Annotated in this window: 16 protein-coding genes; 14 read left to right on the top strand and 2 right to left on the bottom strand. The window is 36.4% G+C overall.

From position 1 onward, the window contains the following. Positions 1 to 126 precede the first annotated feature (126 nt). The 13 genes from ACSVH5_RS05150 to kynU all read left to right on the top strand — a co-directional run bounded on the left by ACSVH5_RS05150 (position 127) and on the right by kynU (position 13,957). Positions 127 to 1,377, top strand: coding sequence for a dicarboxylate/amino acid:cation symporter (locus ACSVH5_RS05150; protein WP_438060389.1), 1,251 nt, complete (start codon positions 127 to 129; stop codon positions 1,375 to 1,377). 11 nt (positions 1,378 to 1,388) lie between these two features. Further along, the gene (locus ACSVH5_RS05145) at positions 1,389 to 2,315 is read left to right on the top strand and encodes a M28 family peptidase (protein ID WP_438060388.1); all 927 of its coding nucleotides are present in this window, start codon (positions 1,389 to 1,391) and stop codon (positions 2,313 to 2,315) included. 341 nt (positions 2,316 to 2,656) lie between these two features. Further along, on the top strand, positions 2,657 to 3,502 hold the full coding sequence (locus ACSVH5_RS05140) for a prephenate dehydratase (RefSeq protein WP_438060387.1): 846 nt from the start codon (positions 2,657 to 2,659) through the stop codon (positions 3,500 to 3,502). A 39-nt stretch (positions 3,503 to 3,541) separates the two neighbouring features. Further along, positions 3,542 to 4,687: a pyridoxal phosphate-dependent aminotransferase gene (locus tag ACSVH5_RS05135; protein WP_438060386.1), complete on the top strand. Its 1,146-nt coding sequence runs from the start codon at positions 3,542 to 3,544 to the stop codon at positions 4,685 to 4,687. A gap of 100 nt (positions 4,688 to 4,787) precedes the next feature. Continuing rightward, positions 4,788 to 5,645 (top strand): prephenate dehydrogenase, encoded by an 858-nt coding sequence (locus tag ACSVH5_RS05130; protein WP_438060385.1) that lies wholly within the window; start codon positions 4,788 to 4,790, stop codon positions 5,643 to 5,645. Positions 5,646 to 5,709: 64 nt separating this feature from the next. Further along, on the top strand, positions 5,710 to 6,792 hold the full coding sequence (locus ACSVH5_RS05125) for a chorismate mutase (RefSeq protein ID WP_438060384.1): 1,083 nt from the start codon (positions 5,710 to 5,712) through the stop codon (positions 6,790 to 6,792). A 152-nt stretch (positions 6,793 to 6,944) separates the two neighbouring features. Beyond that, positions 6,945 to 7,922, top strand: coding sequence for a ribosome small subunit-dependent GTPase A (gene rsgA, locus ACSVH5_RS05120; RefSeq protein WP_438060383.1), 978 nt, complete (start codon positions 6,945 to 6,947; stop codon positions 7,920 to 7,922). Continuing rightward, the gene (gene dtd / locus ACSVH5_RS05115) at positions 7,922 to 8,374 is read left to right on the top strand and encodes a D-aminoacyl-tRNA deacylase (protein ID WP_438060382.1); all 453 of its coding nucleotides are present in this window, start codon (positions 7,922 to 7,924) and stop codon (positions 8,372 to 8,374) included. The genes rsgA and dtd overlap by 1 nt, the downstream gene beginning before the upstream one ends. 200 nt (positions 8,375 to 8,574) lie before the next feature. Continuing rightward, positions 8,575 to 9,189: a transposase gene (locus ACSVH5_RS05110; RefSeq protein WP_438060381.1), complete on the top strand. Its 615-nt coding sequence runs from the start codon at positions 8,575 to 8,577 to the stop codon at positions 9,187 to 9,189. 59 nt (positions 9,190 to 9,248) lie between these two features. Further along, entirely contained in the window at positions 9,249 to 9,575 is a 327-nt protein-coding gene (locus tag ACSVH5_RS05105; protein WP_064714216.1) for a nucleotide pyrophosphohydrolase, read from the top strand. Positions 9,576 to 9,681: 106 nt separating this feature from the next. Next, positions 9,682 to 10,926, top strand: coding sequence for a 3-phosphoshikimate 1-carboxyvinyltransferase (gene aroA / locus ACSVH5_RS05100; protein WP_438060380.1), 1,245 nt, complete (start codon positions 9,682 to 9,684; stop codon positions 10,924 to 10,926). 196 nt (positions 10,927 to 11,122) lie between these two features. Then, entirely contained in the window at positions 11,123 to 12,172 is a 1,050-nt protein-coding gene (gene queA / locus ACSVH5_RS05095; RefSeq protein WP_438060379.1) for a tRNA preQ1(34) S-adenosylmethionine ribosyltransferase-isomerase QueA, read from the top strand. Positions 12,173 to 12,661: 489 nt separating this feature from the next. Then, positions 12,662 to 13,957, top strand: coding sequence for a kynureninase (gene kynU / locus ACSVH5_RS05090; RefSeq protein WP_438060378.1), 1,296 nt, complete (start codon positions 12,662 to 12,664; stop codon positions 13,955 to 13,957). Positions 13,958 to 14,048: 91 nt separating this feature from the next. On the opposite strand, the gene ACSVH5_RS05085 is transcribed toward kynU, so the two are convergent. Continuing rightward, on the bottom strand, positions 14,049 to 15,839 hold the full coding sequence (locus tag ACSVH5_RS05085; RefSeq protein WP_438060377.1) for a hypothetical protein: 1,791 nt from the start codon (positions 15,837 to 15,839) through the stop codon (positions 14,049 to 14,051). A 140-nt stretch (positions 15,840 to 15,979) separates the two neighbouring features. After that, positions 15,980 to 16,630, bottom strand: coding sequence for a flavin reductase family protein (locus tag ACSVH5_RS05080; protein ID WP_438060376.1), 651 nt, complete (start codon positions 16,628 to 16,630; stop codon positions 15,980 to 15,982). Between the two features lie 246 nt (positions 16,631 to 16,876). Between ACSVH5_RS05080 and ACSVH5_RS05075 the strand changes: the two genes are divergently transcribed. After that, on the top strand, positions 16,877 to 19,267 hold the full coding sequence (locus ACSVH5_RS05075; protein WP_438060375.1) for a penicillin acylase family protein: 2,391 nt from the start codon (positions 16,877 to 16,879) through the stop codon (positions 19,265 to 19,267). Positions 19,268 to 19,316: the final 49 nt, after the last annotated feature.

The raw sequence follows: 19,316 nt of genomic DNA, 5'->3' as shown, positions 1-19,316 counted from the left end.
ATATTAGCTAAAAAAAATAAATAGGAATTGTTTAGGTTGCTTTGTAGCGAAATTATTTCTATTTATTTCAAATCAATGCGGTAAGATTTATATATTTACTTCTGAACTATAAGTAAACTATAATCAATGAAACCATTACAAACCTATTCTTTTTTAAAAAATTACAGCAGTATTTTATTGCTTTTGGGCGGAATCCTTTCAGGAAGCCTTGCTGGATTACTATTTGGTAAAGACGTAGCAGTAATCAAACCTTTGGGTGATATTTTTTTGAACCTTTTATTTACGGCAATTATTCCTTTGGTTATTTTTACTATAGCGGATTCGATTGCCAATTTAGAAAAGACCGAAAAATTAGGAAAGCTTTTCGGAATTGTTTTGTTGGTTTTTGTAACAACTGTTGTTATTTCGGCTGTGGTAATGGTAGTGGGGATGTTGCTTTTTCCTATTGATACTTCTGTTTTTGTATCTCAAAATCCTGTTACTTCTGTTCACGAAGTGGGTTCGGGTTCCGCTTTGACCCAATTGCTAACAGTAAATGATTTTTACGAGATTTTATCCCGAAAAAATATGCTGGCGCTAATTCTTTTTTCTTTTTTAATGGGTTTTGCCACTTTAAATGCAGGGGAAAAAGGAAAAGATTTTGCTCGATTTTTACGATCGGCTAATGAGGTGATGAAACAACTTTTGCACATCATTATGAAAGGTGCGCCCATTGGTTTAGGCGCTTACTTTGCTTATCAAGTGGGTATTTTTGGGCCACAACTTTTTGGTGCTTATGGCAAACCTTTGGCGGTTTATTATGGAGTAGGTGCCGTTTACTTTGTAGTTTTTTTTACGTTGTATGCCTTTTTTTCCAGTGGTAAATTAGGCGTACAAACATTTTGGAAAAATAATATTACGCCTGCATTTACAGCAGTGGGTACTTGTAGCAGCATTGCAACGATTCCAGCTAATCTTGAAGGAGCTGAGCAAATGAAAATTCCTGCCTATATTCGAAATGTCGTCATTCCGTTGGGTGCACCATTGCATAAAGACGGTTCGAGTATGTCTTCGATAGTTAAAATAGCCATTATGTTTGCTATTTTTGGAAAAGATTTTTCGGATCCATTGACAATCCTTACCGCCATTGGGATAACGATAGTGGTTTCGGTAGTGGAGGGAGGAATTCCAAATGGAGGGTTTATTGGTGAAATTTTGGCCATAACGGTGTATGGCTTTCCCATGGAACAAGCTTTGCCCGCGGCAATGATTATAGGAACACTAGTGGATCCAATGGCTACCTTGCTCAATGCCAATGGCGATTTGATATCGGCAATGATGGTCACGCGAATCGTAGAAGGTAAAAAATGGTTGTTACGACAAATTGAAATCAATTAAATCGAATAAGTATGAAAAGAATTAGTCTAGGATTGTTGGTGCTTTTCGGATTCACGGCTCAAGCTCAGAGTGGGATTCAACAAAGCGAGGTTACTCGAATAGAAACGGAATTGTCTTCGGATGCCATGGAAGGGCGTGCCTTGTTTACACCAGGTATTGAAAAAGCTTCAGCTTTTATCGAAGGAGAGTTCAAACGAATTGGATTGACTTATTATAAAGAGTTACAATCCTATCGTCAGGATTTTTTGATTAAAGGGAAAAATGCCAATAATGTGATTGGAATTATTCCTGGCAAATCAAAACCCAACGAGTATGTGATTTTTTCTGGTCATTACGATCATTTAGGAATGAAAGAGTCTGGCGATGACAAAGTTTTTAATGGAGCAAATGATGACGCTTCTGGAATTACAGCCGTAATTACTTTGGCTGAATATTTTAAAAAGAAAAACGATAACGCACGAACACTTATTTTTGTGGCATTTACGGGTGAAGAAACGGGAGGTTACGGTGCTGCTTTTTTCTCAAATTCTATCAATGCAGACGAAGTGGTAGCGATGTTCAATATAGAAATGATTGGAACCGATAGTAAATGGGGCAAAAATTCAGCATACATTACAGGATTCGAGCGCTCTGATTTTGGAACTATTTTGCAAAAGAATTTGGTAGGTTCAGGATTCAATTTCTATCAAGATCCGTATCCACAAGAACAATTGTTTTACCGATCAGATAATGCTAGGTTAGCGGCTTTAGGAGTTCCAGCACATACCATTTCTACCTCTAAAATGGATATAGAACCCAATTATCATAAATTAAGTGACGAAATAAGTACTTTGGATATGGATAATATGACGGAGATTATTAAGTCGATTGCCATCAGTTCACAAACTATAATTAGTGGAAAAGATACACCATCGCGAGTACCAAAAATGAAAAAATAGGCTTTTGGCTTTCAAAACAGAAGAAGTATCAATAAAAAAACAGACTTCACTATAGACTTTTTTATCGAATTGTTAATTGAAAATCAATTTCACAAAGAAATCCTTTTTTGTTAGGGATTAATGCTGTTTTTTTTGACACCTTTAAAATAAGTTTTTATCTTTGCCAAAGAATTTACTGAAAATCAGAACACAAAATGTTGAATAACCGTTTTTACTTTAGCTATACTTTTTATTTCTTCTTTGAGAAGTAAGGATTGTGCTATGGTTATTTGAAAGAAAAAAAAGAAACAAATAAAACTACAATACAATCCTGATGAAAATCAGGATTTTTTTTTGAATATATGAGAACAAAAATTGCAATTCAGGGGATAAAGGGGTCATTTCATCATCAGGTAGCCAAAGATTATTTCTACCAAAATGTGGCTGTAGATGAATGCTTGTCTTTTGAAGAATTAGTAGATAGCTTGTTGAAAGGAGATAGTGACCAAGCGGTAATGGCTATCGAGAACTCCATTGCTGGACCGATTATTCCAAATTATGCATTAATCGACAAGAATAATTTGCACATTATAGGGGAACATTACTTGGATATTATTCAAAATTTAATGGCCTTACCTGGACAGAAAATCGAGGATATTCAAGAAGTACATTCTCATCCGATGGCATTATTGCAATGTATGGATTTCTTGAAAAAATACCCTAACATCAAATTGGTTGAGGATAAAGATACGGCAGAAACCGCACGCAGAATCCACGAAAATCAAATCAAAGGAATTGCGGCAATCGCTAGTGAAACGGCTGCTGAGATGTATCATTTAGAGATTATTGCACCTTCGATTCAAACCATCGAGAACAATATGACTCGATTTGTGATACTCAAGAAAGAGAATTCTTTTGTTTCCGAAGACGAAATCAATAGAGCCTCCATTAAGTTTGAATTGGACCATAAACGCGGAAGTTTAGCCGCTGTTTTGAATGTGATGAGCGATTGTAAACTCAATTTAACCAAAATACAATCTTTGCCAAAAATAGAAACACCTTGGAAATATTCTTTTTTTGTAGATGTGACTTTTGACAAGTATGAAGATTACGCCAAGGCGAAAGCATTAGTTTCGATTATGGCGCATTATTTTAAAGTTTTGGGTGAATATAAAAATACAAAGCCATTACTTGAATCTCCAAACTAGAAAATAAAAAATTCCAATTTAGAATAAAGCTAAAAAAAAATGATAACAACTGCCCAACGTTTAGCGATAGTTGAAGAATATTACTTCTCCTCAAAGTTAAGAGAAGTGCGCCAATTGGCCGCCGAAGGAAAACCTGTAATCAATATGGGAATAGGTAGTCCTGATTTAAAACCTGCTCCTGCTGTGATTGCCGCAATGACTGCTGCGATGCAAGACGAAAATGCACATCAGTATCAAAGCTATCAAGGGTTGCCAGAATTAAGACAAGCTATGGCTGATTTTTATGAGCGTAATTATCAAGTGAGCCTAAATAGCACTACTGAAATTTTGCCTTTGATGGGTTCTAAAGAAGGAATTATGCACATTTCGTTAGCCTTTTTGAATGAAGGCGATGCTGTTTTGATTCCAAATCCTGGGTATCCGACCTATACTTCGGTGACGAATTTAGTAGGTGCGGTGCCACTATATTATGACTTGAAAGAAAGCACCAATTGGGAACCAGATTTTGAGGCTTTGGAAAAAATGGATTTGTCTAAAGTAAAATTAATGTGGATTGGTTATCCGCATATGCCTACAGGTGCCAGAGGAAATTTGGCTTTGTTTGAAAAACTGGTGGCTTTTGCTCAAAAACACAATATTCTTTTGGTCAATGATAATCCGTATAGTTTTGTTTTGAATGACCAACCTATGAGTTTGTTGCAAGTTGAAGGGGCAAAAGAAGTAGCGTTGGAGTTGAATTCGTTGTCCAAAACATTCAATATGGCAGGATGGCGTGTAGGAATGGTTTCTGGAAATGCTGCCTGCATTGATGCCGTATTGAAAGTAAAAAGTAATATGGATAGCGGAATGTTTTACGGCATTCAAAAAGGGGCTATTGCGGCTTTGCAGAGTGAGGCTTCTTGGTTCGACGAAATGAATGCGATTTACGCAAAACGCAGAATTTTAACCGAAGCATTGGCAGAGAAATTAGGTTGTGAGGTGTACAAAGAAGGCGTTGGATTGTTTGTTTGGGCGAAGCTTCCAGCAGGAATTACATCGGCGGAGGATTTTATTGATAAGATACTGTATGAGAAATACATCTTTATTACACCAGGAACTATTTTTGGTTCGAATGGTGAAGGGTACATCCGATTTGCTTTGTGTGTAAAAGAAGAAAAAATTGAAGAAGCGATTCGTCGTTTTTAGCAGATAATACCTAGCCCTGATAGTAGAGGCATCCTATTGTGGCGGGGTTCACCACAATAGATATAGCGGATAGCAGGATTAGCTAATAATAAAAATAATAATGAATATACACGTAATAGGAATAGGTTTGATTGGAGGTTCGATGGTGTTGGATATAAAAGCGGTACACCCAGAAGCGACTATTTACGGAATGGATAAAAATGAAACCCATTTGCAAGAGGCGATGGCGCTTGGGGTTGTGGAGAAAGTGGCTACGATGCAGGATTTGGCCGATGCGGATTATGTTATTGTTTCGGTTCCTGTGGATGTGGCGTTGCAAGTGTTGCCCGAAGTTTTAAATCATATTGGCGAAAATACCATTGTTTTTGAAGTGGGTTCTACCAAATTGCCTATTTGTGAGGCGGTAGCGAATCATCCAAGAAGAAGAAATTATATTGCCACGCATCCTATTGCAGGAACGGAATTTTCGGGACCATCAGCGGCTATTAAAGGATTGTTTCAAGGAAAAACAAATATCATTTGTGAGGTGGAGAAAACAACCTTTAAGCTGCAAGAAAAAGCCATCGAATTGTTCAAAGAGTTAGGAATGCGCATTCGCTATATGGACCCAAAGTCGCACGATAAACACATTGCTTACGTATCGCATTTGTCGCACATTAGTTCGTTTATGTTAGGAAAAACGGTTATCAATAAAGAGAAGGACGAACAAGATATTTTTGATATGGCGGGTTCTGGTTTTGAGAGCACCGTGCGTTTGGCCAAGAGTTCACCAGCGATGTGGACGCCAATTTTTAAACAAAACAAAAAGCACGTAGTGAAAAGTTTGGAAGAGTATATTGCTAATTTGACGCAGTTCAAAGACTTGTTGAAAAGCGAAGAATACGATGCGATTTTTGATGAAATGCAGAGTGTCAATAAAATTAAAGCCATTTTGAATGGAATGAATATCAAAAAATAGGTAGTGAAGTACAGAATTAACACAAGAAACTATAGAATAATTTTAAAGATTAAAAACTAAAAAAATGGAAAACAAGAAAGAAATGAGAAATTGGTTGGAAGCGTTCAATTTGACGCATCCATTGGTGATAGCAGGACCTTGTAGCGCCGAAACAGAAGAGCAAGTATTGAAAATTGCACACGAATTGAAAGATTCTGATGTAAGTGTGTTTAGAGCTGGAATTTGGAAACCAAGAACACGTCCAGGTGGATTTGAAGGTGTTGGAGAAATAGGATTGAAATGGTTGAAAAAAGCCAAAGCTGAAACAGGTTTGTTAATGGGAACCGAAGTAGCTACTGCTGCTCACTGTAAATTGGCTTTAGAAAATGATATTGATGTTTTATGGGTTGGGGCACGTACTACGGCCAATCCGTTTGCGGTTCAAGAAATTGCTGATACCTTGAAAGGCACAGATAAAATCGTTTTGATTAAGAATCCAGTGAACCCAGATTTAGCTTTGTGGTTAGGTGGTGTTGAGCGTTTGCATATGGCTGGCATTGAAAAATTAGGGGTGATTCACCGTGGTTTTTCTACTTACGAAAAAACAAAATACAGAAACATTCCAGAATGGCAAATCGCGATTGAATTGCAAAACAAATTTCCAGATTTGCCATTGATTATCGATCCTTCTCACATTACAGGGAATCGTGATATGATTCTTGAAGTGACGCAAGAAGCTTTGGATTTGAATTATGACGGAATGATTATTGAAACTCACACAGATCCTGATAACGCTTGGAGTGATGCTGCACAACAAGTAACGCCAGACGCTTTGAAACAAATTTTCAAAGACTTAAGAGTGAGAAAGCAAAGCGATGTTTCGGATGAGTTTATGACTAAAATGAGTAAGTTAAGAGCGAATATCGATGTGTTGGATGCTAATTTATTAGAGCTTTTGAGCAAAAGAATGAAAGTGGCCGTAGAAATTGGTCAGGTGAAAAAAGAAGCGAACGTAGCGGTTTTGCAAAACAATCGTTGGAACGAAATTTTAGGGAAAATGATTTTGGAAGGAGAAAAGAAAGGACTTTCGGAAGAGTTTGTTTTAAAAATGTTCAAAGCCATTCACCAAGAAAGTATCAACAAACAAGATAAAGTCTTGAATTCGTAAAGATTTCTGACTTTAGATTTTATTAAATCCCAAGACCTTTGTTTTGGGATTTTTTTGTTTTTTTCTAGTGTTCTAAAATCATAAATATAAAATCGTTACTCTTCAATCATAAATCATTTATCTTTGCAAACATTTAAAACTAAAATCTGAAAATGACAGGAACCGTTTATAAATCTACAGGAAGTTGGTACACTGTAAAATCCGAGCAAGGCGATTTTATGGAGTGCAGGATGAAAGGGAAGTTCCGAATGAAAGGCATTAAAAGTACCAATCCCATTGCAGTAGGCGATGTAGTAGATTATGAATTGGAACAAACCTCCGATACCGTTACGGGTACTATACATCATATTCACGACCGTAAGAATTACATTGTTAGAAAATCAGTGAATTTGTCGCATCAAATGCACATTATTGCCGCCAATATTGACCGTGTTTTTCTGTTGATTACCATCAACAATCCTCCAACTACGTTTAGTTTTATCGATAGATTTTTGGTTACTGCCGAAGCCTATGGTATTGAGACTATTTTGGTTTTTAATAAAATTGATACTTTAGACGATGTTACCTTAGATGAACAATTGTATATGCAGCACGTTTATCAGGAAATTGGGTATCAATGTTTGCGCGTTTCAGCAGCTGAAGGCAAGGGAGTTGAAGATTTGAAAGCATTAATGATTGGTAAAACGAGTATGTTCTCGGGGCATTCAGGTGTAGGTAAATCGACTTTGGTTAATGCTTTGGAGCCGAGCTTGGATTTGAAAACCAAGAATATCTCCGAGCAAAGTAAGCAAGGTCAGCATACCACCACTTTTGCAGAGATGTATGATTTGTCTTTTAATGCTAGTATTATTGACACGCCAGGTATCAAAGGATTTGGAATTGTAGATATGGAGCCTCAGGAAATTAGCGATTATTTCCCTGAATTTTTTAGATTAAAAGAACAATGCAAGTTCAACAATTGTTTGCATAAAGAAGAACCACATTGTGCTATAAAAGCAGCTTTGGAAAAAGATGAAATTGCTTGGTCGCGTTACAATAGTTACCTTAAAATCCTTGAAGGCGACGACGAACATTACCGCACGGATGTGTACGATGAAGATAGAAAAGCTAGCGATAAAACGAGGGAGTAATGAGAGTCGTAATCCAAAGAGTAGCGAATGCCTCAGTAACAGTTGAGAGCAAAGTAGTAGCCGAAATCCAAAATGGGCTGTTGGTTTTTGTGGGAATAGAAGAAGCCGATACCCAAGAAGATTTGGATTGGCTAGTGACCAAAATTACGCAGCTTAGAATATTTAATGATGAAAATGAGGTAATGAACCTTTCTGTTCAAGATATTGGTGGCGATGTGCTTGTGGTCAGTCAGTTTACACTTCACGCGGCAACCAAAAAAGGGAATCGCCCTTCGTATATAAAAGCCGCAAAACCCGATATCGCCATTCCTATGTATGAGCGTTTTGTAAAAGCCTTAGAGAGTAAATTAGGAAAAAAAGTGCCCACAGGTGTTTTTGGTGCGGATATGAAGGTTTTATTGTTAAATGATGGGCCAGTAACTATCCAAATTGATTCAAAAAATAGAGAATAATTTGTAGCTTTTCACGAAACGTTGTTTTCTTTTACAACAAGCAATTCTTTATATATGTTGAAAAGCTTCATCATGATTATACAAAATTACTTATTATATTCTGAGAATGTTGATAATGTAGTTGGGAAGATTCAATATGAAATTAACCCTGTCAGAGTTCAAAACTCTGACAGGGTTAAATAAATTATAAAAGTTGTATAATGGAAATAAAACAACCTATCCTTCATGGCAATTACTATCACATTTATAATCGTGGTAATAATGGAATTGATATATTTTTTGAAAACGAAAATTACTATCATTTTCTAAGGTTGTATGCTAAATATATAGAGCCGATTGCTGAAACATATGCCTGGTGTTTGTTAAAAAACCATTTTCATCTTTTGGTGCGAATCAAAGAAAAAGTTGAAATAGTGCAAAATGAATTAACGTATTCTACAACTGAAAAGCCAAAAACGATTGACCCTTCCAGGCAGTTTTCTCACTTGTTTAATGCCTATACACAGGCGGTAAATAAACGTCATAACAGAACTGGAAGTCTTTTTGAAACCACTTTTGAAAGAAAATTGGTTTCTTCTGAAAAGTATTTTCAACAATTAATTTTTTACATCCACAACAATCCAGTTCATCATGGTTTTGTGAACCAAATGAGTTTGTATCCTTGGTCTTCCTACGAGACCATAATTTCGAATAAACCAACAAAGCTGAAAAGATCAGAAGTGATTGAGTTATTCGGTGATGTAGAAAACTTTCTTTTTTATCACAATCAGCAACAAAATTCAAACGAAATTATTAATTTAATAATCGAATACTAATTTTTACACCATCCCTGACAGGGTTTAAAACCCTGTCAGGGTTAAATAAATAAAACCCAATGAACTTAAAAAACGCACAACTAGACGTAGATAACTGGATTAAAGAACACGGTGTTCGCTATTTCAACGAATTGACAAATATGGCGCAACTCACCGAAGAAGTAGGCGAGGTAGCCCGAATCATTGCTCGTCGTTATGGAGAACAATCCGAAAAAGAAAGCGATAAAAACAAAGACTTAGGCGAAGAATTGGCCGATGTAGTTTTTGTAGTCTTGTGTTTGGCCAATCAAACAGGAATTGATTTGCAAGCCGCTTTTGATAAAAAAATGGATTTGAAATCTGAGCGAGATAAAAATCGTCACAAAAACAACGAAAAACTCAAATAATTAGACAATTGTAAATTGTGAATTGTGAGTTGTGAATTGTAAATTGCAGCCCTTAATTATTGGAGCGGCAAGACAAAGCACGACTCACAACCTTTTTTATACAGCCATGAATTTACAACTACATACTGCAATTTCAACCCTTAATGCGACTATTTCAATTACTGGTTCCAAAAGTGAAACCAACAGATTGTTATTGTTGCAAGCATTGTATTCCAATCTAGTTCTAGAAAACACTTCCAACTCTGATGATTCGGAAGTGATGATCAAAGCATTGCAGAATACACAATTTTCAAATTCGGATTTCCAACTTATTGATATTCATCACGCTGGAACTGCCATGCGTTTCTTAACAGCTTTTTTTGCAGTAAGCGAAGGAAAAGAAGTGGTTTTGACAGGTTCTCAGCGCATGACGGAGCGCCCTATAAAAGTATTGGTTGAAGCCTTGCAACAATTAGGCGCCCAAATAGCTTACGAAAAAGAACCGGGATTCCCACCTATCCGAATCAAAGGCCAAAAAATAACGCAATCAAAAGTGAGTATTCCAGCCAATGTAAGTAGTCAATACATTTCGGCACTTTTGCTAGTAGCTCCAAAACTAGAAAACGGAATCGAATTGACATTGGTTGGCGAAATCACTTCTGTTCCTTATATCAAAATGACCTTGGCTTTGCTGAACGAAATTGGTGTCGAAACCAAATTCGAAGAAAATGTCATCACAGTCAAACCATTAACAACAAAATCAAAACAACAAACGCTAACAGTCGAATCCGATTGGAGTTCTGCGTCTTACTTTTTCAGTTTGGCTGCTTTGTCTAACGAAGCTGCTATCGTATTGAGCAGCTATAAAGAATCAAGTTTGCAAGGCGATTCGGCTTTGGTTGAAATCTACGCCAAAATGGGAGTCGAAGCTCGTTTTGAAGGAAACAACTTGACTTTGATGAAAAAACCTAATTTCGAGTATCAATCGGTTGCTTTCGATTTGAATAACACGCCGGATATTGCGCAAACCATCGTCGTTACTTGTTTAGGATTGGGTATAGGATGTCATTTAACGGGATTGCATACCCTAAAAATCAAAGAAACCGACCGCTTGGAAGCGCTACGAATTGAACTAACAAAATTAGGCGCAGCCATTACTGTTACTAACGATAGTTTGACCCTAGAACCAACTCAAGAAATACTTGAAAATATCGCAATAGATACCTATAACGACCATCGTATGGCTATGGCTTTTGCTCCTTTGGCTTTGCGTGTTCCAATTATCATCAACAACGCTGAGGTCGTTTCTAAATCGTATCCCGATTTTTGGACAGATTTAAAAAGTTTAGGATTTCAATCTGCTCAAATTTAGTTTCAACTCTATTTTCTTATTCTTTGTGTAAGCTTTGGTATAGATAAAAGGCTTGTAAACGCCCGTCGTTGTAGTAATAAACAAAATAAACACCAAAACACTTGACAACGCCTATCTCGTAATCGTATATTTGCAGCCAGTTTTTTAGTAAGGCAGCAAGTCTTACTATTTACTTCTAATATCTTAATACTCAAATATGAAATTATCCCACTTTAACTTCAATTTACCCAAAGAACTTTTAGCCGAATTTCCTGCAGAAAATAGAGACGAATCTCGTTTGATGGTAATCGATAGAAAAAAACAAACGATTGAGCATAAAATGTTCAAAGACGTAATTGATTATTTTGATGATGGCGATGTTTTAATCCTAAACAATACCAAAGTTTTTCCAGCACGTTTGTATGGTAACAAAGAAAAGACTGGTGCTAGAATCGAAGTTTTCTTGTTGAGAGAATTGAATGCTGAACAAAGATTATGGGATGTATTAGTAGACCCAGCGCGTAAAATCCGTATCGGAAACAAATTGTATTTTGGTGACGACGATTCTTTAGTGGCTGAGGTGATTGATAATACCACTTCTCGTGGTAGAACCCTTCGTTTTTTATATGACGGTTCTTACGAAGAATTCAGAAATAAATTGACAGAATTGGGAGAAACCCCAATCCCAAAATACATCAACAGAGAGGTAACTCCTGAAGATGCAGAGCGTTACCAAACCATTTACGCCAAAGAAGAAGGAGCTGTAGCTGCACCAACTGCAGGATTACACTTCTCAAAACACCTTTTAAAACGTTTGGAAATCAAAGGAGCTAAATTTGCCGAAGTTACTTTGCACGTAGGTTTAGGAACTTTCAATCCTGTTGAGGTAGAAGATTTATCCAAACACAAAATGGATTCTGAAGAGTTAAAAATTACTCAAGAAGCTTGCGATATTGTGAACGAAGCCAAAGCCAACAAGAAAAGAATTTGTGCTGTAGGAACCACTTCAATGCGAGCTATCGAAAGTTCAGTTTCTTCTCAAAATACTTTAAATCCTTACGATGGTTGGACCAATAAATTCATCTTTCCACCACACGATTTCAGTATTGCTACCTGTATGATTACCAATTTTCATACGCCAAAATCAACGTTGTTAATGATGATTTCTGCTTTTTGTGGTCACGATTTAATGCGCAAAGCCTATGACGAAGCCATCAAAGAAGGATACAAATTCTACTCGTACGGAGACGCAATGTTGATTCTCTAATTGAAACTTATAAAATTTTAATCTCGTCAGTAAAGGCGAGATTTTTTTTTTTTTGGGCGTATTACGGGCTGTACATTACAATAAAGAGCGCGGCACTAACTATTGCTCCTACTGCGGGTGCTTCCGTTGGTCGCTTCCTCGTTAGGGCAATACTAAAGTGCCAGCGCTCTTTATTTCCATTACCATCCCTAACACGACTCCTTTTCAAAACACTTTTTGGCTTTAAAAGTTTACTTTTTAAACACAGATTTTCACATATAAAAGATAATTAAATTTCCGCAGCTACATACAATAGCAACAACTTATAGGTTCTTTAATGCTTTATCTGGTTCCATAATTATCCAGTTAAAAAACTTCTATGGCTCATATGTTTAAATTTTCCAATCTAAAAGCACGTTCAATTTTAGCTAAAATCATTTTTATAGATTTTTTCACAAATATGTAATCGAACATAGGTTTTTATTACATTTACCCCTCAAAACAACTCTTATGAATTTCAAAAATACGCTCGAATTTGCGCAACAATTAGATGCACAAGATCCGTTGAGAAGCTATCAAAACGAATTTATTTTCCCGCAAGTCAATAACCAAAAAGTAATTTATTTTACCGGAAACTCTCTTGGACTACAGCCCAAAAGAACCAAAACCTATGTTGATGAAGTAATGAACGACTGGGCCAATCTTGCCGTTGAAGGTCATTTCTATGCCGACAAACCTTGGTGGGATTATCATGAACGCTTTGCAGCGCCATTGAGTAAAATTGTGGGCGCTTTGCCTAGCGAAGTTACGGTGATGAATACCTTGACGGTCAATCTTCACTTGTTGATGGTTTCTTTTTATAAGCCTACTTCCAAAAGGTATAAAATCATTTGCGAAGAAAAAGCCTTTCCTTCTGACCAATACATGTTTCAGAGTCAAGTGCAATTTCACGCTCAAAACAGCGGCATCAATGCAAGCGATGCCATAATTGAAATTAAACGTCGCGAAGGAGAACACAACATTCGCCTCGAAGACATTATTAGCAAAATAAACGAAGTAGGCGATGAGTTGGCGTTGGTTTTAATCGGAGGAGTAAACTATTACACCGGCCAAGTTTTTGATATCAAAACCATCACTGCTGCTGGTCATCGAGTAGGAGCAAAAGTAGGGTGGGACTTAGCACACGCTGCAGGAAATATCAAACTAGAACTACACGATTGGAATGTGGATTTTGCCGCTTGGTGCAGTTACAAATATATGAACTCAGGCCCAGGAAATGCTTCGGGTTGTTTTGTGCATCAAAAACATCACAACGATAGTAACTTGTCGAGATTCGCGGGTTGGTGGGGACATAACAAAGAAAGACGTTTCAAAATGGAACCTCAATTTGATCCTGTTCACGGAGCCGATGGTTGGCAAATCAGTAATTTACCTATTTTATCCTTAGCACCTTATTTGGCTTCGGTTCATTTATTTGACGAAGTGGGTATGGAGGCATTGATTAAAAAACGTGACCATATCACTTCTTATTTAGAATTTATATTGCACGAAATAGACAAAGAAGTAGACAGCACTTTTGAAATAATTACTCCGAGTAATCCTGAGGAGCGTGCTTCGCAGCTTTCCGTTTTTTTACACGGTGAAGGACGTAGTTTGTTCGATTACTTGATGAAAAACGGCGTAATCACCGATTGGAGAGAACCCAACGTGATTCGTTTAGCACCTGTTCCATTATACACTTCCTATGAAGATATGTACCATTTTGGACAAATTCTAAAACAGGGTATTTTGGAAAAAAAGAAGTAAAAATATATTCTATAAATCAAATAAGCCGACAAAAGTCGGCTTATTTGATTTACTAAATGAACGATAAAAAGTTGATTGTTTTTTACCCCTCTTATTCACAAGTATTTAACGCTATTTCGTACTTAAGCAAATACATTTGAATGTCTTCTCCTATAGATTCAAAGGCTGCTGCAAGAGGCAGTACACTTTGATAATAGTTAATTCCCTCTAATAAATTTTTCTTAAAAGTGGCAAGTTTTTTTAGTTGCGATTGTGACTGTTCTAAAGCTGCTTGCTTGATCTCGTTTTTATAATAATCCACATACATTTTGAGCTCATTGATGAAAACATTAGGACGGTAGCCTTTCAAAATGGTATCATTGCCATAAATGTGTTGGACCATTTTCTTTAGAGTAATTTCTTGATCAAAATAAGCTAAATTCGGTCCAGGACATACTACAATTCCTTGGTCTTGCCCTTTTATTGGGATATTGTTCTCCAAGTAAGATGCATTAGCTAACCCCACGCATAAGCAAGATTTTTCGGTGATGCTGTTTTTGCAATTTTCATATTGCTCTTGAGTAAGCGTTTGTTTTTTCTCCTCAAGAGTAGCCAATTTTTCATCTTGATATTTTTTAGAAGCCGTACAAATGCCTTTACCCTCTGCGTCCTTGTGTAAGGCCAAGAATTTTTTAGGACACGAACTGCCTGCTTTATTGGCTTGAATTCGTTTCTCTTTTACAATTTCATTTGTGGTTCCTCTTAAAGTATTAAATGGTACACCCAAAGGAGAAATATGACTCAAGTATAAATCATTTTCTTTGGCTTCAGCCAATAATTTTCGGGTAGTGTTGTCTACAGAAGTAGCCTCAGGGACCAATAAAAATGGGGAACCCCATCCAACAGAGTCTACCTGATAATGCTCTAATAAAAAGTTATGTTCTGCAGCTGTTCCTACACCTCCTTGAACCGTAATTTTTAGTTCTAAAGGAGATTCTGGAACAGGAAGTTCTTTTTGTTCTAAGGCTTTTACCATTAAGTCATGGGCTGATTGGATGAGTTGCTCTTTCTTTTGTTTGAATTCTTCCAAAATGGGGCCTAACAGAAAACCATCTGTTGCAAATGCATGTCCTCCGCAGTTCAACCCTGATTCTATACGATATTCTGAAACCCAAAGCCCTTTTTTAGCCAAAAAGTTACCTTGAATCATTGCGGATCTAAAGTCACTTACTTTTAATGTTATTTTCTTTTTTAGGGCACTTTTTGCATCAGGAAAGAAACATGAAAAATTTTCAAAATAGCTGTACAATCTTGGATTCATTCCTGCACTCAATACTACAGATGAAGATAATGTACTGTTCGCAAATCCTCTAAGTGCTGCATGTGCATCATTGAATTCAATAGGAAGAGGTTTTTTACCACTATAATTGTCCTTGTCTAATTTGGTCATGATGTTTACATCAATGGCACCAGGAGCCAATTGGTTTTCAAGGTAGTGTTGCAACTTTTCTTTGAAGACCAAGCCATCCTCCATCAATTGTAGAATGCCTTTTTTTAGATCGGAAGTATTGGGTAATTGAGCGATGTAGTTGTCCAATGCCTGTTTGCTTTCAACTAATTCTGTTTTGAAGTTTTCGAATTTTTGCTTTACAATACGATCTACTAAATTGAGATAGGAAGTAATTCGTTCGGCTCTATAATCATGGATTTTCTGAGTGATTTCTTTGTAAGGAATCTCAAATTTTTCGCTATAAAAAGCATTCATCTTTTCTATCAAATCATCATCAGCTATCGAAATTACAGATGAAATTCCATAATGTGCCACACGAATGGGGCTGTCTATGGTATAAGCTAATCCCATTACGGGTATGTGAAAGGTATGAGGGGATTTTTTGTTGGTCATATATTGCAGCTTTAAATATCTGCAAATGTTATGAATAGTATCGAGTAAAAACCTGATAAATATCATGTTACAACAAAAACATAGTCTTAACGTAACTCATTGATAGTTGTTAATCGTACTCCTTTTTAGGAATGGACGTACTAAAGCAGGGGTTGGTCAAGTAAAGAGTTTGTGGGTTGTTCTTTACGAGCATATTCAAAACGATCAATTAATGTTGGCAAACAATAGCCATCCAAACCATTCATTGCAAGAACTTTGGCTTTATCAAGTTGCAGCCAACTGTCTTTGTGTTGTAATTCTTCTTCAAAAAATAAATGTTCAATAGAAGCAATTACATGTATGGTATCATTTTCTTTGATAAAATATTCATTCACAAATTTGCAGTACAATTGAACGGGACTTCCTTTAACGAATGGAATCGGTAAATTGTTTTTGTATTCCTCGGTTAAATTTGTTTTATCAAATTCTGAAACCCCTGTGTCGTAGTTGGCTGATGTATGATGGGCGTCGGCCATCATGTCAACGGTGATGTGGTTTACAGTGAAATAGCCTGTCTCCATAATGTTTTTGTAAGTGTCTCTAGGAACTGTCGTCGGGCGCATGATGAAACCAAGTAGAGCCGGACTACTTCCTAAGTGGGTGATGCTGCTAAATACCGCTACATTTGTAGCGCCATCTATAGATTTAGTGGCAATTAAGTTGGCAGACTTATAACCAGTACAAGAATTGATAAGGTTTAGTTTCGAAATCTTATCCATTTGTACAATATTTTCTTTGCTTAAATGCTTCATGGCTTTTTTTGTCAAAGATAATTTTTGTTTATCTATTTAGAATATTTATTAAACAAAATTTGCATATATTTATGATTTTTTTGACAAAAGATTCCTTTGTTCGTTTGTTTCTTTGATGAATGTCATTAGGATTCCTTTATATTTGTTTTTCTTATTTGTTAAAAATGAATTGCGAATGTCTTTCTTGATGTTTGTAATCAATGATAATGATTCAATTAAATCATAGCCTAAAATAATAGTCACACCATGAGAGTAGTTAAAAAAATTACCCTATTTCTTTTCTTGTTTTTAATAGTGCTTGCATTGGCTTTACTAGGCTATGCTTTTTACACCAAACCTAAATATGAAGGAGAGTTGTCCTTGCAAAATTTAGATAAGACCACCACTGTTTATTTTGATGATTTTGGTGTACCTCATATATATGCCAGTAGTCAAAAAGATGCCATGGTAGCTTTGGGTTATGTGCATGCGCAAGATCGTTTATGGCAAATGGAATTGATGCGACGCATTGCACCAGGGCGATTATCTGAGATTTTCGGTTCTGTTGCTTTAAAAAATGATATGTTTTTTGCGGGTTTAGGTATCGAAGAAGCTTCTGAGATTGCCATTGCCAAATTGGATAAAAATGGAAAGGATTATCAATTGGCAATGGCTTATTTAGACGGTATTAATCAATATTTGGAAGAAGGTAAAACACCTATTGAGTTTCATTTAGTTGGGGTTAAAAAAGAAAAATTCACACTCAAAGATGTCTATAATATTTTTGGATACATGTCATTCAGCTTTGCTATGGCACAAAAAACAGACCCATTATTGACTGATATTCGTGATCAACTTGGAGCGGAGTATTTAAAAGATTTTGGTTTGGACGGTTCTTTGGGAACTACTAGAATCAAAAATGCGAAAGAAAAAATAAAGGAATATTCGGAAATCGCAAAATCAGTTACAGCATTGCTTGACCAATCTCCAATTCCACCTTTTATTGGAAGTAACAGTTGGGTTATTGCGCCGCCAAAAACTGAGAATGGTAAAGTTATTTTTGCTAACGACCCTCATATTGGATTTTCTCAGCCAGCTACTTGGTATGAAGCGCACATTGTCACACCTGATTTTGAATTGTATGGGTATTATTTAGCAGGAACACCTTATCCGCTTTTGGGACACAACAGGAAGTATGCTTATGGGTTAACGATGTTCGAAAATGATGATTTGGATTTGTATAAAGAAGAAAATAAAGTTGATGATGCCAATAGTTATTTAAGTCCAAAAGGGTATCAAAAATATACCTTTCAGAACAAAATTATCAAAGTCAAAGATTCCTCTTCGGTCAATTTGAAAGTGAAAATTAGCCGTCATGGTCCAATCGTAAATGATTTAATCCAAGGATTGAAAACTAAGCAGCCAATTGCACTTTCTTGGATTTATACGCAACAACCCATTCAGATTTTAGAAGCAGTGTATCGATTGTCTCACGCTCAAAATATAGCTGATTTTCAGAAAGGAGTTGGAATAATAGCCGCTCCTGGATTGAACGTTATGTATGGTGATGCCAAAGGGAATGTGGCTTGGTGGGCAACAGGTAAACTGTACAAACACCAACCTGGGGTAAATCCAAATTTTATCTTGAATGGCGCATCAGGGAAAGAAGATATTTCAGAATATTTGGATTTTTCTAAAAATCCATCCGCTGTAAACCCATCGTGGAATTATGTCTATTCGGCCAACAACCAACCCGAAGCTGTTGATGGTTTCCTATATCCAGGATATTATCTACCAGAAGATAGAGCCAAACGAATTACTACGCTTTTAGATGCCAAACAAAAATGGAACAAACAAGCCGTAAGTCAAATGATAGTTGACAATACTTCTTCAACAGTAACCGAGACGCTTAAAGTGATGTTGGCTTCTATTGCTTCGGAATCACTTTCAGAAAATCAAAAACAAGCTTTTACTATCTTAAAGGATTGGAAAGGTGATAGTAATCTCAATCAAGTGGCTCCAACAATTTACAACAAATGGCTCTATTTGTATTTAAAGAACACCTTTGAAGATGAATTAGGTAATGATAAATTCGAGCAGTTTTTAGGAACACATATCGGGAAACAAGTGGCTACAAAACTACTTGCCAATCCTAACTCGATTTGGTGGGATGATACCACTACAAAAGGAACCAAAGAAGCACAAGCTTTTATTTTGCAAAAGTCGTATAAAGAAGCTGTAGTGGCTCTCGAGAAGCAATTAGGGAATACTGTCGCATCTTGGACTTGGAACAAAGTACATACAGTAGAACACCAACATCCATTAGGTAAGGTCAGTGCATTGCAACCAATTTTCAATGTGGGTCCTTTTGAAATCGCGGGTACTAACGAAGTGATTAACAATTTGATGTTTAGTTTGAATGATTCTGGTAAATATAATGTTACTGCTGGGCCATCCACAAGAAGAATTATTGATTTTTCAGATGTAGAAAATAGTTGGAGTATTATCCCTACTGGCCAATCTGGTAATCCAATGAGTGCTCATTATGCTGACCAAACCCAATTGTATAATGAAGGCAAATTCAGGAAAATGAAAATGAATAAAGCAGAAATCGTTACAACTTCAACAAAATTAATCTTTAATCCCATTAAAAAATAGATTTTTATAAAGGGATACCCGTATTAATCCCTAATTTTGCTTAACTTTT

The organism is Flavobacterium sp. RSSA_27 (assembly GCF_051547125.1).
Taxonomy (GTDB): domain Bacteria; phylum Bacteroidota; class Bacteroidia; order Flavobacteriales; family Flavobacteriaceae; genus Flavobacterium.
The sequence above is the reverse complement of the archived record's forward strand: the minus strand, read 5'-3'. Positions and strand labels throughout refer to the sequence as shown.